This is a genomic window from Variovorax sp. GW458-11-26-14-LB1, assembly GCF_059423965.1.
The window spans coordinates 13,741-27,347 of the sequence record NZ_JBWKYW010000018.1 but is presented as its reverse complement, the minus strand read 5'-3'; the positions used below and the strand labels follow the sequence as shown (position 1 = coordinate 27,347).

The 13,607-nt window shown below is 68.5% G+C and carries 14 protein-coding genes; 3 read left to right on the top strand and 11 right to left on the bottom strand.

Annotation, left to right across the window (positions count from 1 at the left end; all coding sequences use genetic code 11):
- Nucleotides 1-315 precede the first annotated feature (315 nt).
- The 11 genes from AC07YS_RS14205 to AC07YS_RS14155 all read right to left on the bottom strand — a co-directional run bounded on the left by AC07YS_RS14205 (nt 316) and on the right by AC07YS_RS14155 (nt 10,397).
- On the bottom strand, nt 316-531 hold the full coding sequence (locus AC07YS_RS14205; protein ID WP_007829250.1) for a TOBE domain-containing protein: 216 nt from the start codon (nt 529-531) through the stop codon (nt 316-318).
- A 52-nt stretch (nt 532-583) separates the two neighbouring features.
- Complete coding sequence (locus AC07YS_RS14200) at nt 584-1,180, bottom strand: malonic semialdehyde reductase (protein ID WP_307635720.1); 597 nt, start codon at nt 1,178-1,180, stop codon at nt 584-586.
- 16 nt (nt 1,181-1,196) lie between these two features.
- Nucleotides 1,197-2,486 (bottom strand): O-acetylhomoserine aminocarboxypropyltransferase/cysteine synthase family protein, encoded by a 1,290-nt coding sequence (locus AC07YS_RS14195; protein ID WP_495268254.1) that lies wholly within the window; start codon nt 2,484-2,486, stop codon nt 1,197-1,199.
- A 37-nt stretch (nt 2,487-2,523) separates the two neighbouring features.
- Nucleotides 2,524-3,354 (bottom strand): ATP-binding cassette domain-containing protein, encoded by an 831-nt coding sequence (locus AC07YS_RS14190; protein WP_095745458.1) that lies wholly within the window; start codon nt 3,352-3,354, stop codon nt 2,524-2,526.
- 4 nt (nt 3,355-3,358) lie between these two features.
- Complete coding sequence (locus tag AC07YS_RS14185) at nt 3,359-4,318, bottom strand: aliphatic sulfonate ABC transporter substrate-binding protein (protein WP_495268253.1); 960 nt, start codon at nt 4,316-4,318, stop codon at nt 3,359-3,361.
- 11 nt (nt 4,319-4,329) lie between these two features.
- A complete protein-coding gene (gene ssuC / locus AC07YS_RS14180) occupies nt 4,330-5,190 on the bottom strand; it encodes an aliphatic sulfonate ABC transporter permease SsuC (protein WP_062470015.1) in 861 nt (286 codons plus the stop codon).
- A gap of 8 nt (nt 5,191-5,198) precedes the next feature.
- The gene (ssuD, locus tag AC07YS_RS14175) at nt 5,199-6,368 is read right to left on the bottom strand and encodes an FMNH2-dependent alkanesulfonate monooxygenase (RefSeq protein ID WP_070060840.1); all 1,170 of its coding nucleotides are present in this window, start codon (nt 6,366-6,368) and stop codon (nt 5,199-5,201) included.
- A gap of 152 nt (nt 6,369-6,520) precedes the next feature.
- Nucleotides 6,521-7,480, bottom strand: coding sequence for a sulfonate ABC transporter substrate-binding protein (locus AC07YS_RS14170; RefSeq protein ID WP_495268252.1), 960 nt, complete (start codon nt 7,478-7,480; stop codon nt 6,521-6,523).
- A 23-nt stretch (nt 7,481-7,503) separates the two neighbouring features.
- Complete coding sequence (locus AC07YS_RS14165; protein WP_159271669.1) at nt 7,504-8,541, bottom strand: sulfonate ABC transporter substrate-binding protein; 1,038 nt, start codon at nt 8,539-8,541, stop codon at nt 7,504-7,506.
- A 122-nt stretch (nt 8,542-8,663) separates the two neighbouring features.
- Nucleotides 8,664-9,248, bottom strand: coding sequence for an NADPH-dependent FMN reductase (gene ssuE, locus AC07YS_RS14160; RefSeq protein WP_070060842.1), 585 nt, complete (start codon nt 9,246-9,248; stop codon nt 8,664-8,666).
- 99 nt (nt 9,249-9,347) lie between these two features.
- Entirely contained in the window at nt 9,348-10,397 is a 1,050-nt protein-coding gene (locus AC07YS_RS14155) for a sulfate ABC transporter substrate-binding protein (protein WP_495268251.1), read from the bottom strand.
- Between the two features lie 138 nt (nt 10,398-10,535).
- Between AC07YS_RS14155 and AC07YS_RS14150 the strand changes: the two genes are divergently transcribed.
- Genes AC07YS_RS14150 through AC07YS_RS14140 form a run of 3 tightly spaced genes read left to right on the top strand, consistent with a single transcriptional unit; the run spans nt 10,536 to nt 13,602 of the window.
- Entirely contained in the window at nt 10,536-10,811 is a 276-nt protein-coding gene (locus AC07YS_RS14150) for an oxidative damage protection protein (protein WP_013541095.1), read from the top strand.
- A 7-nt stretch (nt 10,812-10,818) separates the two neighbouring features.
- Complete coding sequence (gene mnmC1 / locus AC07YS_RS14145; RefSeq protein WP_495268250.1) at nt 10,819-12,630, top strand: FAD-dependent 5-carboxymethylaminomethyl-2-thiouridine(34) oxidoreductase MnmC1; 1,812 nt, start codon at nt 10,819-10,821, stop codon at nt 12,628-12,630.
- A 60-nt stretch (nt 12,631-12,690) separates the two neighbouring features.
- Nucleotides 12,691-13,602 carry a transglutaminase family protein gene (locus AC07YS_RS14140; protein ID WP_223301327.1) on the top strand — a complete coding sequence of 304 codons (912 nt, stop codon included), beginning with the start codon at nt 12,691-12,693 and terminating at the stop codon, nt 13,600-13,602.
- The last annotated feature ends 5 nt before the right edge of the window (nt 13,603-13,607 follow it).

The following is a 13,607-nucleotide window of genomic DNA, read 5'->3' as shown; positions in this document are numbered from 1 at the left end:
CAACGCTCCCGCCGACGGGGTACCTTGCTCCGCGAATGTCCCCCGGGGCTTCGCCCCTCCTCCTTGATTTCGCTGCGCAAGGCACCCCATCGACGTGAGCGTGTTCAGAGCAGTTGTTGATCGGCTGCACACCCACAGCGTGCCCTGTGCCCAGGCCACTGGGTGCTTCCCGCAGCGAAATCAAGGAGGAGCCGAAGGCGGGGGACATTCGCGGAGGGAAGTACCCGGTGGCCTGGGCACACGCCCCGAACCACCAGACGTGAAAAACCCCGGCACCAAAGACAGCACCGGGGAATCGCAAAGCCCGAGGGTCCGTCAGAGCTTGGCGATCGAAACTTCGGTCGACTTCACGAGTGCGACCACGTCGGAGCCCACCTTCAGCTGCAGCTCGTCGACCGAGCGCGTGGTGATGACGGAGGTGACGATGCCCCAGGCGGTTTCGACATCGACTTCGGAGACGACGTCGCCGCGGATGATCTCGCGGACCTTGCCCTTGAACTGGTTACGGACGTTGATGGCTTGGATGGACATGATGATTTCTCTTTCAGGGTTGACAGGGGTTGTGAGTGAAAACGGCCAGCGCTCAGACGATCTCGGCCACGTCGTCGAACGCCAGCCGGGGCCCGCGTTCGAAGGTGCCGGCGTGGTCGGCCACGCCGAGGTTGACGAGGAAGTTCGCGCGATAGCGCCCATCGGGGAAGAAGGCCTTGTCGACCAGGTCGGCGTTGAAGCCCGACTGCGGCCCCGCGTCGAGCCCGAGCGCGCGCGCCGCCAGGATCAGGTAGGCGCCCTGCAGGCTGCTGTTGCGAAAGGCCGTGGCCTGCGCGGCCTCGGCGCTCTTCTCGAAGAAGGGCTTGGCGTCGTAGGCCGGGAACTGCGTGGGCAGGTGTTCGTAGAAGCGCGTGTCGTGCGCCACGATCACCGTCACGCCAGCCTGCAGCGTCTGCGCGGTGTTGCCCGCCGACACGGCCGGCTTCAGCTTCGCCTTGGCCTCCTCGCTGCGCACGAACACGTAGCGCGCAGGCTGGGCGTTGTAGGCGGTCGGGCCCCACTTCACGAGGTCATACAGCTGGTGGATCAGCGCGTCGGTCACGGGCACCGGCTTGAAGGCGTGCACGGTGCGCGCCTTGCGAAACAGCTGGTCCAGCGCGGCGTCGGGAATGGCTTGCAGTGTGGTCATGTCTTGGAACACTGTGTCAGTTCGATGCGGCGGCCAGGGCCTGGTCGAGGTCGGCGATCAGGTCGTCGATGTGCTCGATGCCCACCGACAGGCGCACCGTGTCTTCCGTGACACCAGCGCGGGCCAGCTCTTCGGGCGACAGCTGCCGGTGCGTGGTCGATGCGGGATGCGTGGCCAGCGAGCGCACGTCGCCGATGTTCACCAGGCGCGTGAAGAGCTTCAGCGCATCGAGGAACTTCGCCCCACCCTCGCGACCTGCGCCGATGCCGAAGGTCAGCACGCCGCTGGACTTGCCGCCGAAGTACTTCTTCGCCAGCGGGTAGTCGGCATGGTCTTCAAGCGCGGCGTAGTTCACCCAGTTGACGGCCTTGCTCTGCTTCAGGTGCTGCGCCACCGCCAGCGCATTGCTGCTGATGCGGTCCATGCGCAGCGCCAGCGTCTCGATGCCCTGCAGGATCAGGAAAGCGTTGAACGGCGAGATGGCCGCGCCCGTGTTGCGCAGCGGCACCACGCGCGCACGGCCGATGTAGGCGGCCGGGCCGAGTGCCTCGGTGTAGACCACGCCGTGGTAGCTCACGTCGGGCTCGTTCAGGCGCTTGAAGCGCTGCTTGTGCTCGGCCCACGGGAACTTGCCCGAATCGACGATGGCGCCACCGATGCTGGTGCCATGGCCGCCCAGGTACTTGGTGAGCGAGTGCACCACGATGTCGGCGCCGTGCTCGATGGGCCGGCTCAGGTACGGCGAAGGCACGGTGTTGTCGACGATGAGCGGCACGCCGTGGCGGTGCGCAATTTCGGCGATGGCCGCGATGTCGGTCACGTTGCCCGCCGGGTTGCCCAGCGACTCGACGAACACCGCCTTGGTGCGCTCGTCGAACAGCTTCTCGAAGCTGCTCGGGTCGCGGTGGTCCGCGAAGCGTGTGGTGATGCCGAACTGCGGCAACGTGTGGGCGAACAGGTTGTATGTGCCGCCGTAGAGCGCCGTGCTGCTGATGATGTTGTCACCGGCCTCGGCGATGGTCTGGATCGCATAGGTCACGGCCGCCTGCCCCGAGGCGAGCGCCAGCGCCGCGATGCCGCCTTCGAGTGCGGCCACGCGCTGTTCCAGCACGTCCTGCGTCGGGTTGTTGATGCGGGTGTAGATGTTGCCCGGCACCTTCAGGTCGAACAGGTCCGCACCGTGCTGCGCGCTGTCGAAGGCGTAGGCCACGGTCTGGTAGATCGGTGGCGCGACCGCGCGGGTGGTGGGCTCCGGCGAGTAGCCGGCGTGGACCGACAGGGTTTCGAATTTCCAGTTCTGCGACATGCGACTGCCTTTCAAAAGGGGGAATGAATGAAACGACTCAGATCGCCCAGCGCAAGGCATGGGCTTGAGGCGTGAGCCAGCTGGCATCGGTGCTTTCCACATCGGTCTCTTCGGACTTCTGCAGCACCCGGTCGAGGATTCGTTTCTCGATGGCGGCAAAGGCGGGGTCGCCCTGCGAGCGCGGACGGGCCAGCGCGATGTTCTCGTCGAGCGCGATGCGGCCGTCCTCGATGAGGATCACGCGGTCGGCCAGCGCCACGGCTTCCTGCACGTCGTGCGTCACCAGCAGCGCGGTGAAGCGGTGGCGCTGCCACAGGTTCTCGATGAGGCGGTGCATCTCGATGCGCGTGAGCGCGTCGAGCGCGCCCAGCGGCTCGTCGAGCAGCAGCAGGCGCGGGTGGTGCACCAGCGCGCGCGCCAGGGCCACGCGCTGGCGCTGCCCGCCCGACAGGCGCGCCGGCCATTCGTTCTCGCGGTCGGCCAGGCCGACCTGCGCCAACACTTCCTTGCCGCGCGCCTTGGCATCGTTCGGCAGGCCCAGCGTCACGTTGTCGAGCACGCGGCGCCAGGGCAACAGGCGTGCTTCCTGGAACATGATGCGCGTGTCGTCGTGCAGGCCGCTCACGGCCTTGCCGTCGGTGTACAGGCCACCGGAAGTGGCTTCTTCGAGGCCCGCGATGAGCCGCAGCAGCGTGCTCTTTCCGCAACCGCTGCGTCCCACGATGGCGATGAACTGGCCCGGCTCGATGGTCAGCTGCGTGTTGCGCAGCACCTCGCGCGCGCCATAGCGCTTGTGCAGGCCGCGCGCCTCGAGGCGCACGCCACCGGCAATGGCTTGGGGTTGGATGTCTTTGAGAACGGCACTCATGAGTTCAGGCCCCGGGGTTGAACAGCGCCACGTTCAGCGCATCGATTTTTCTGGGCAGCAGCTTCTCGGCGAAGAAGGCATCGGCGATGCGCTGCTGTTCGGCCAGCCCACCGGCTACCACCGGGCGCACGGCGTAGCTGCGGCGGCTGTTGGCCTGCTCGATGGTCGGGGCGTCGAGCCCCCACACGGGCGCGAGCAAGGCCGCGGCTTCCTTCGGGTGCTGCTTGACCCACTTACCGGTCTTCTCGAGTTCGGCGTAGACCACGCGCAGCACGTCGGGCCGCGCCTTCGCGAACTTGGTGCTCGCCAGGTAGTAGCGCTGGTACGACGCAATGCCCGCGCCGTCGGCCAGGATGCGCACCTTCGACTGGCGCTGGGCAGCGGCCAGGAACGGGTCCCACACCACCCAGGCATCGATGGCGCCGCGCTCGAAAGCAGCGCGGCCGTCGGCCGGTGTGAGGTAGGCGGGCTCGATGTCCTTGAACGAGAGGCCGGCCTTCTCCAGCGCGGCGATCAGCAGGTAGTGCGCGCCGGCTGCCTTCGCGAAACCGACCTTCCGGCCCTTGAGATCGGCCACGGTCTTGAGCGGTGACTCGTCGCGAACGACGATGGCCTGCGCGGCTGGCGATGGTGCTTCCTGCGCCAGAAAGGTCAGGTCGGCGCCGGCGGCCTGTGCGAACACGGGCACGGTGTCGGCCACGTCGGCGCTGATGTCCAGGTTGTCGAGGTTCAGCGCCTCGAGCAATGGCAGGCCGCTGGTGAATTCGTGCCAGCTCAGCGCAACGTTGAGCGGCGCGAGCTGCTTCTCGAGCGTGCCCTGCACCTTCAACAGCGCGATCAGCGTGGACGACTTCTGGTAGCCGAAGCGCACCGTGGCGGGCCGTTGCTGCTGTGCGAGCACGGCACCTGCGCTCAGCGCACCCAGCGTCACCAGGGCGTTGCGGCGATTGATGAGGTGGTTCATGTGCCCTGCCCTCACTTCGCCGGCTTCTTCTGGTAGCCCGGGTGCCAGCGCAGCCACCATTGCTCCAGGCCGCGTGCGAACAGGTCGGCCAGCTTGCCGAGCAGCGCGTACAGCAGGATGCCCACGAGCACGATGTCGGTCTGCAGGAACTCGCGGGCGTTCATCGTGAGGTAGCCGATGCCGGCCTGCGCCGAGATGGTCTCGGCCACGATGAGGATCACCCACATCAGGCCCAGCGAGAAGCGCAGCCCCACGAGGATCGACGACAGCGCACCCGGCAGGATCACCTCGCGGTACAGCTGCCAGCGCGACAGGCCGTAGGTGCGCCCCATCTCGATGAGCTGCGGGTCGACGTTGCGGATGCCGTGGAAGGTGTTCAGGTAGATCGGGAAGAACACCGACACCGAGATCAAGAAGAGCTTGGCCGATTCGTCGATGCCGAACCACAGGATCACCAGCGGAATGAGCGCCAGCGCCGGGATGTTGCGCACCATCTGGATGGTGGAGTCGAGCAGCGTCTCGAAGAACTTCACCGAGCCCGTGAGCAGGCCCAGCGCGAGCCCCGCGCCGCCGCCGATGGCCAGCCCCGCAAGCGCGCGGCCCGCGCTGACCTTCACGTGCGTCCAGAGCTCGCCGGACACGGTGAGCGTCCATGCGGCCTTGACCACGTCGAGCGGTGCCGGCAGCACGCGCGTCGAGAGCCAGCCCAGCGACGAGGCGATCTGCCAGACGACGATCAACCCCACGGGCACCAGCCACGGAATGAGCCGCTTCGCGACGTTGAGGCCGAAGCCTCGCAGCGCACTGCCTGCGTCCCCTGCGGTGTTCGATGCCGGTGCCACCGCCGGCAGTTCCTGTACTTGTTCGGTCATGCGTGTCCTCAGCTTTGGGAGACGAGGCGCGAGGGCGCGTCGAGGTTGGCGACGACTTCGCCGAAGGGGCCGCTCAGCGAGCCGCCTGCGAGTTGCGTCTTTGCCTTGCGCGAGAGCAGCGGGAACACCAGCTCGGCGAAGCGGTAGGCCTCTTCGAGGTGCGGGTAGCCCGAGAAGATGAACTTGTCGATGCCCAGCGCCGCGTACTCCTCGATGCGCGCCGCCACGGTCTTGGCGTCGCCGACCAGTGCCGTTCCCGCGCCACCGCGCACCAGGCCCACGCCGGCCCAGAGGTTGGGCGCGATCTCCAGGTCGGCGCGCCCGCGCTTGGCGCCGCCGGCGTGCAGCGCGGCCATGCGGCGCTGGCCTTCGGAATCCATGCGCGCAAAGGCGGCCTGGGCGCGCGCGACGGTTTCGTCGTCGACGCGGCTGATGAGTTCTTCGGCGGCCTTCCAGGCGGCGTCTTCGGTCTCGCGCACGATCACGTGCAGGCGGATGCCGAACTGCACGCTGCGGCCCTGGCGCTCGGCGCGGGCGCGCACGTCGGCGATCTTCTTCGACACTTCCGCGGGCGGCTCGCCCCAGGTCAGGTAGGCATCGACCTGCTCGGCCGCGAGGTCATGCGCCGCCGCAGAAGAGCCGCCGAACCACACGGGCGGATAGGGCTTCTGCACCGGCGGAAACAGTAGCCGCGCCCCCTTCACGCTCAGGTGCTTGCCTTCGTAGTCGTAGGTGCCGGTCTCGTGGCTGCGCGCGATGATCTCGCGCCAGATGCGGATGAACTCGGCCGACTGCTCGTAGCGCGCCGCATGGTCGAGGTACACGCCGTCGCCTTCCAGCTCGGCCTGGTCGCCGCCGGTGACGAGGTTCACGAGCAGGCGCCCGCCCGAGAGCCGGTCGAAGGTCGCGGCCATGCGCGCGGCCAGGCTGGGCTGGTGCAGGCCCGGGCGCACCGCCACCAGAAACTTGAGCTTCTTCGTCGCGCCGATCAGGCTGGACGCGATCACCCACGGGTCTTCGCAGGAGCGGCCGGTGGGAATCAGCACGCCTTCATAGCCGAGGTGGTCGGCCGCGCCGGCGATCTGTTGCAGGTACGGCAGGTCGACGGCGCGCGCGCCTTCGCTCGTGCCGAGGTAACGGCTGTCGCCGTGCGTGGGGAGGAACCAGAAGATCTGCATCGGAAACTCTCGATCGTTCGTTGGCTTGCCCGTTCAGACGGCAAGCAGGAAAGGAAGGCGGCGCGCCGCAGACACGACACCCCAGGCGCGCGCCGTGATGGCCAGCACGTGGCCGGCGCGGTCGTGCAGCGCAGTCGACAACACGGCGGTCATCACGCGATCCCCGCGCCGGCGGCTTCGAGCACGTTGATCTTTTTGGGAATCAGCTTGAGCGCGAAGAAGGTGTCGGCGATCTGCTGCTGCTCGGCCAGGATGGCCTTGGTGATCGGGCCGGTGCCATAGGCGGTGCGGCCTTGCGACAGGTCGGCCACGGCCTTGGGCAAGCCCCAAATGGCCGACAGCTCGGTCGCCAGTTCGTTGCGATGGGCGGCGCCCCACTGGTCGATCTTGTTGACCTCTTCGATCGCGATGGCCAGCACGTCGGCGTTCTTCGCCACGTAGTCGAGCGACGAGAAGTAGTAGGCGCGGTTGCCGACCACGCCCACGGCGTCGGCCAGGATGCGTGCGTCGAGCGACTGCTGCGCGGCGGCCAGGAACGGGTCCCAGATCACCCAGGCGTCGACCGAGCCTTTTTCGAAGGCGGCGCGCGCATCGGCCGGCGGCAGGTAGACCAGGTGCAGGTCGCTGTACGCCAGGCCATGCTTCTCGAACAGCTTGACGATGAAGTAGTGGACGTTCGAGCCCTTGTTGAGCGCGATCTTCTTGCCCTTGAGGTCGGCCACGGTCTGGATGGCTGAGCCCTTGGGCACCAGCACCGCCTCGGTCTTCGGGCGCGGCACCGTGGCGCCCACGTAGGCCAGCGGCGCGCCGGCGGCCTGCGCGAAGATGGGCGGCGCTTCGCCGACGTCGCCGAAGTCGATCGAGCCGACGTTCAGCGCCTCGAGCTGCACCGGGCCGGCCGTGAACTCGGTCCACTTCACGGTGGCGCCCAGCGGTGCGAGGCGCTTCTCGAGCGTGCCGCGGGCCTTGAGCACGCTCAGGTAGCCCTTCTGGTGGCCGATGCGCAACTGGCGCGCGGGGCTCTGCGCCAGGGCGGCGAACGACGACGGCAGCGCGAGGGCGGCGGCCGCGCCCTGGAGCAGGCGGCGGCGGGGAATGGCAATGCGGGTCATGGAATGAGGTCCTTCGAATCTGTTCAGGGCTGGGCCGTGACGACCGCGTCGCTGACCTTGATGGGCTTGGGAATGAGCTTCAGCGCGAAGAAGGTGTCGGCGATCTGCTGCTGGTCGGCCGCGACGGCGGCGGTGATCGGCTTCACGTTGAATTCGTAGCGGCGCAGCGCCAGCTCGACCACATCGACGGGCAAGCCCTGCAGCGGCGCGATCAGCTCGGCGGCCTGGCGCAGGTTCTTCTTGAGCCAGATGCCCTGCTCCACCGAATCGGCGAACAGCGCGTCGATCACCTGCGGGTGCTTCTTCACGAAGCCGCGCTCGCCCAGGTAGTACTGGTAGTTGTTGACCACGTCCGGTGCGCCATCGGCCAGCACGCGGGCGCCGGTGGCTTTCTCGGCGGCGGCCTGGAACGGGTCCCAGATCACCCAGGCGTCGACGTTCTTGCTCTCGAAGGCGGCGCGGCCATCGGCCGGTGCGAGGTACACGGGCTGGATGTCGGACAGCTTCAGGCCGTTTTTCTCGAGCTGCTTCACGAGCAGGTAGTGCACGTTGCTGCCCTTGTTGAGCGCGACCTTCTTGCCCTTGAGGTCGGCCACGGAGCGGATGGGCGAATCCTTGGTGACCAGGATGGCTTCGGCGCGCGGTGCGGCCGGGTCGTAGCCGAAGTAGACGAACTTCGCCCCCGCGGCCTGCGCGAAGATGGGCGGCGCCTCGCCGACATAGCCCACGTCGACCGCGCCGACGTTCAGCCCTTCGAGCAGCTGCGGCCCGGCCGGGAACTCGACCCACTTCACGCCGAAGCCCAGCGGCGAGAGCTTCTTCTCGAGCGTGCCCTGCGCCTTCTGCAGCACGAACAGGCTGGCCGACTTCTGGTAGCCGATGCGCAGCTCGCCCCTGGCCTTCGTCTGCGTCTGGGCGTGCGCCGAGGCGGCGGAGATGAAGCTCACGATCAGCGCGATGGCGGTGACGACGATGGCGCTGATGGCCAGGTCGCGCAGCGCCTGCCAGAAGGAGCGCGGCGCGACTTCGAACACGGAGTCTTCGGGAGCGACGGGGTTCATGCGGAATTCCTTGGTGCAAAAACGTGGGACAAAGCGATCCCCCGGCCGCACACAGGCGGCTTCGAAAAACGGGGAACGGAAAAAGGTCTGGCCGGGGCCGGGTTCAGCGGGGAACCCGGTCGTCAAACGCTACATCGCACACGGGAAAATGGCACCGGCTCGAAGCCGTGCGTGGCCGGCAGCTTCAGGCCTTCGGTCGCGAGCACCTCGACGGCTTCGTTCAGGCGCTCCGCCAGGTCGTGGTGCACCTGGTAGGCGTTCTCGGGCGTCAGCGCGATCTGCGAATCGCTCGCGTAGACGCCCGGCAGGATGTGGCGCGCCGACAGCGACTGCAGCACGGGGCGCAGTGCGTAGTCGAGCGCGAGCATGTGGTGCGGGCTGCCGCCGGTGGCCAGCGGCAGCACCGTCTTGCCCTTGAGCGCGTTCTGCGAGAGCAGGTCGAGAAAGACCTTCAGCACGCCGCTGTAGGCCGCCTTGTAGACCGGCGTGGCCACCACGATCACGCGGGCCGCCGCCACCTGGGCGATGGCACGCTCGATGGCCGGATGCGCCCACTCGGCCAGCAGCAGCGCCTGCGCCGGCAGGTCGCGGATCGCGAGCCGCTCGATGCGCGCATGGCGTTGGGCCAGCCGCTCGCCCACCGCGTCGAGCAAGGCGGTGGAGCGGGACGGGGCCGAGGGGCTGCCAGCAATCAGGAGAACGGACACGAGAAACTTTCGTTGGGCTTCAGGAGAAATTCAGGGCGAAGCGATCCCCGGCGCCCTCCCACGGGGTGCCACCAGCGATCGATTCCGGAACAGCTGCGCTTACTTCTGCTTGGGCGCGTAGATCTGGTCGAAGGAGCCGCCGTCGGCGAAGTGCTCCTTGTCGGCCTTCGCCCAGCCACCGAAGGCCTGGTCGATGGTCACCAGCGTGAGCTTGGGGAACTGCTTGTCGTACTTGGCCTTGGCCTTGTCAGACGTCGGGCGGTAGAAGTTGCGGCCGGCGATGTCCTGGCCTTCATCGGAGTACAGGTACTTCAAGTACTCCTCGGCCACGGCGCGCGTGCCCTTCTTGTCGACCACCTTGTCGACCACCGCCACGCTGGGCTCGGCCAGGATGGAAATCGACGGCACGACGATCTCGAACTTCTCGGGGCCGAATTCCTTCAGCGCCAGGAAGGCTTCGTTTTCCCAGGCCAGCAGCACGTCGCCCACGCCGCGCTGCACGAAGGTGATGGTCGAGCCGCGCGCGCCGGTGTCGAGCACGGGCACGTTCTTGTACAGGTTGCCGACGAATTCCTTGGCCTTCGCTTCACCGCCGTACTTGCGCTTGGCGAATTCCCAGGCCGCGAGGTAGTTCCAGCGGGCGCCGCCCGAAGTCTTGGGGTTGGGGGTGATCACCTGCACGCCGGGTTTGACCAGGTCGTCCCAGTCCTTCAGGCCCTTGGGGTTGCCCTTCTTCACCAGGAACACGATGGTCGAGGTGTAGGGGGCCGAGTTGTGCGGCAGGCGCTTTTGCCAGTCGGCCTTGACGAGGCCGCCATGCGTCGCCAGGGCGTCGATGTCGCCGCCCAGCGCCAGCGTGGCCACGTCGGAATCGATGCCGTCGATGATCGAGCGGGCCTGCTTGCCCGAGCCGCCGTGAGACTGCTTGATGCTCACGTCCTGGCCGGTCTTGGCCTTCCAGTACTTGGCGAAGGCCTGGTTGTAGTCCACGTACAGCTCGCGGGTCGGGTCGTACGACACGTTCAGCAGCGTCACGGGGCCCTTGGCCCCCGCCGCGCCCTGCGAAAACGACGGCAATGCCGACAGGGCCAAGGCACCGGCCACGCCGGCACCCAGGGAAAGCTTGATAAAGTCGCGGCGAAGGCTCATGGTGTCTTGCTCTTAAAAAGGCATATCAATGAAGCCACGTATTCTGAATACGACATATAGGAACTGGAACGACCAAGTTTTCAGTTCTTAATAGCCAAATCAACTAAGCAACCGCTTTCCCCCACAAGAGGCAATCAAATGGCACGCATGGTTCAGTGCATCAAGCTCGGCAAAGAGGCCGAAGGACTCGACTTTCCGCCGTACCCCGGCGACCTGGGCAAGCGCCTGTGGGAAAACGTCAGCAAGGAAGCCTGGGCCGCCTGGCTCAAGCAACAGACCATGCTGGTCAATGAAAACCGGCTGAACCTGGCCGACCTGCGCGCCCGGCAGTACCTGGCCCGCCAGATGGAAAAGCACTTCTTCGGCGAAGGCGCCGACGTGGCGCAAGGCTACGTTCCCCCTCCCGCGGCCTGAGTCCGGCGTGGCCGCCGACGGCACCCCGCTCGGCGCGCGCTCCGGCGACGACACCTCCCCCCTCGACAACGACACACCGGCGCTTTCGCGCCGTGTGTTTTTGGACGGCTGCGGCCTGCCCGCCGCCTGGTCCAGGCGCCCGCAATGGCGGATTCTCGAAACCGGCTTCGGGCCGGGCCTTCATTTCCTGACAACCTGGCAGGCCTGGCGCGCCGACCCGCACCGGCCGCGCCTGCTGCATTACGTCGCGGTCGACGCCCATCCGGCGCCGGCCGGCGATCTGCTGCGCGCGGCTGAGGCCGACCCGGCGCTGGCACCGCTCGCTGCGGAGCTGGCCGACCAATGGACCGGGCTGCTGCCCGGCTTCCACCGGCTGGCCTTCGACGACGGCCGCGTGCTGCTCACGCTGTGCGTGGGCGAGCTGCAGCCGGTGCTGCGCGCCCAGCGCTTCGAGGCCGACAGCCTCTTCCTCGACAGTTTCGGCCCGGTGATGGCCTCGCCCGACACGCTCAAGGCGGTGTCGCGCTTCGCCCGCCAGGGCACCGGCCTCGCGGCCCGCACCGAGGATGACGGGGTGCGCCACGCGCTGGCGCAGAACGGCTTCCAGCTCGACCCGGGCCCCGGCAGCCTGCGCGGCGCGTTTGCGCCCGCCTGGACGGTGCGGCGTCGCCAGCCGGTGCGCGAAGGCGTCGACGCGCCCGGGCATTGCGCGGTGATCGGTGCCGGGCTCGCGGGTGCTGCGGTCGCGGCCAGCCTCGCGCGGCGCGGCTGGCGGGTCACGGTGCTCGACGCGGCCGACGCACCGGCCTCGGGCGCGTCGGGCCTGCCGGTCGGGCTGCTGGCACCGCATGTGTCGTCCGATGACGCCTTGCTGTCGCGGCTCACGCGCGCTGGCATCCGCGCCACCTGGACCGAACTGGCGCTGCGGCTCGACCCCGGCCGCGACTGGGGCGCGCACGGCTCGCTCGAACGCCGGCCCGACGGCGACGTGCGCGTGCCGCCCGGCTGGAGCGCGGAGGGGCCGAACGAATCCTGGCCCGCACAGCCCGACCGGCTCGCAGCAGCCGGCCTGCCGCCCGACACGCCGGCGCTCTGGCATGCACGCGCGGCCTGGGTGCGGCCGCACCGCCTGATCGCCGCGTGGCTGGACCAACCGGGCGTCGAATTCCGGGGCAACTGCCACGTGGTGCGCCTCGCACGCACGGACGGCGGTTGGCAGCTGTTCGACGACGCCGGCGCCTTGCTCGCCGAAGCCGACCGCGTGGTCGTGGCCGCGGGCTTCGCATCGCACCACTTCGCACCCGATCTGCCACTGCAACCCGTGCGCGGCCAGGTCACCTGGGGCCGCGCGGCCCCCGTCGCCCTGCCCGTCACCCCCATCAACGGCGACGGCCACCTGATCGCCGGCGTACCCGACGGCCAGGCGCCGCAGCCGCTGTGGCTGATCGGCGCCACCTTCGACCGCGACAGCACCGATCTCGCCCCCACCGACGCAGACAGCCTCGCCAACCGCGAACGACTGGCGCGCCTGCATCCTGGCGCCGCCGCCGCGCTGGCGCCCGCCTTCGAACGCGGAGACGCCCACGCCTGGGTCGGCGTGCGCTGCGCCTCGGGCGACCGCCGGCCGCTCGTTGGCCCGCTGGCCCCGGGGGCCGACAACGGCCTGTGGGCCTGCACCGCGCTGGGCTCGCGCGGCCTGAGCTTTGCCACGCTGTGCGCCGAGCTGCTGGCGGCGCAGTGGCACGGCGAGCCGCTGCCCTTGCCCGAGACGCTCGCCAAGGCGCTGGGCACGCAGCGGCTCTGGCCCGGATCGGTCTGAATCGGCCCGTACGGGCTTCCCGGCTCCCCGGCGCCACGCGCGCACCGCACAATGCGCGCCATGGCCATCCAGTACGACATCACCCACACCACCGTCTACCGCTACAACAAGCCGGTGACCTTCGGCTTGCACCGCGTGATGTTCCGTCCACGCGACAGCCACGACCTGCGGGTGCTCGCCACCGACCTGCAGGTGAGCCCGCAGGCCCTCACGCGGCTCATTCAAGACCCGTACTCGAACTCCGTCGCGCTGGTGCAGCCACTGGGCGAGGCGACCGAGCTGCGCATCGTCTGTTCCTTCACCATCGAGCACGTGCCGCCGTCGCAGCGCGACCTGCTCACGCTCGACCCGTCGGCCGAGTTCCTGCCCTTTGCCTATTCGGTGCAGGAGCGCCTGGACCTGGAGCACTACCTGCGCCCGCACCACAACGACGACGCCAACGGCACGCTGATCCGCTGGGCGCACCAGTTCCTGCACACCGACCAGCCCAACAGCACGCGCGACGTGCTCACGCGCATGAACGCGCACATCGGCCAGAGCTTCGAATACAAGGCGCGTGACGAAGAAGGCACGCAGACGCCGCTGGAGACGCTGGCGCTGGGCAGCGGCAGCTGCCGCGACTACGCGCTGCTGATGATGGAAGCCACGCGCCGTCTCGGCATCGCGACGCGCTTCGTCTCGGGCTACCTCTACGACGCGTCGCTCGACAACGACGCCACCGGGCAGGCGCCCGGCGAATCGGTCACCGGCGCCGGCAGCACACACGCGTGGCTGCAGGCTTACCTGCCGGGCGCGGGCTGGCTGGCCTTCGACCCCACCAACAACCTCATGGGCAGCGGCCAGCTGATCCGCGTGGGCGTGGCGCGCGACCCCGCGCTGGCGGCGCCCATCTCGGGCAGCTGGTACGGCGACGCCGAGGCGTATGAAGGCCTCGAGGCCACGGTGGTGGTGAAGCGCCGCAAGGGCGGCTGAGCCAC

What these genes read in the sequence shown, in the direction of transcription:
- AC07YS_RS14200 (WP_307635720.1), bottom strand. Translation starts at nt 1,180, where the DNA reads ATGACCACACTGCAAGCCATTCCCGACGCCGCGCTGGACCAGCTGTTT.
- AC07YS_RS14155 (WP_495268251.1), bottom strand. Translation starts at nt 10,397, where the DNA reads ATGAGCCTTCGCCGCGACTTTATCAAGCTTTCCCTGGGTGCCGGCGTG.
- AC07YS_RS14195 (WP_495268254.1), bottom strand. Translation starts at nt 2,486, where the DNA reads ATGTCGCAGAACTGGAAATTCGAAACCCTGTCGGTCCACGCCGGCTAC.
- AC07YS_RS14205 (WP_007829250.1), bottom strand. Translation starts at nt 531, where the DNA reads ATGTCCATCCAAGCCATCAACGTCCGTAACCAGTTCAAGGGCAAGGTC.
- AC07YS_RS14165 (WP_159271669.1), bottom strand. Translation starts at nt 8,541, where the DNA reads ATGAACCCCGTCGCTCCCGAAGACTCCGTGTTCGAAGTCGCGCCGCGC.
- AC07YS_RS14190 (WP_095745458.1), bottom strand. Translation starts at nt 3,354, where the DNA reads ATGAGTGCCGTTCTCAAAGACATCCAACCCCAAGCCATTGCCGGTGGC.
- AC07YS_RS14170 (WP_495268252.1), bottom strand. Translation starts at nt 7,480, where the DNA reads ATGACCCGCATTGCCATTCCCCGCCGCCGCCTGCTCCAGGGCGCGGCC.
- AC07YS_RS14140 (WP_223301327.1), top strand. Translation starts at nt 12,691, where the DNA reads ATGGCCATCCAGTACGACATCACCCACACCACCGTCTACCGCTACAAC.
- AC07YS_RS14150 (WP_013541095.1), top strand. Translation starts at nt 10,536, where the DNA reads ATGGCACGCATGGTTCAGTGCATCAAGCTCGGCAAAGAGGCCGAAGGA.
- ssuD (WP_070060840.1), bottom strand. Translation starts at nt 6,368, where the DNA reads ATGCAGATCTTCTGGTTCCTCCCCACGCACGGCGACAGCCGTTACCTC.
- AC07YS_RS14185 (WP_495268253.1), bottom strand. Translation starts at nt 4,318, where the DNA reads ATGAACCACCTCATCAATCGCCGCAACGCCCTGGTGACGCTGGGTGCG.
- ssuC (WP_062470015.1), bottom strand. Translation starts at nt 5,190, where the DNA reads ATGACCGAACAAGTACAGGAACTGCCGGCGGTGGCACCGGCATCGAAC.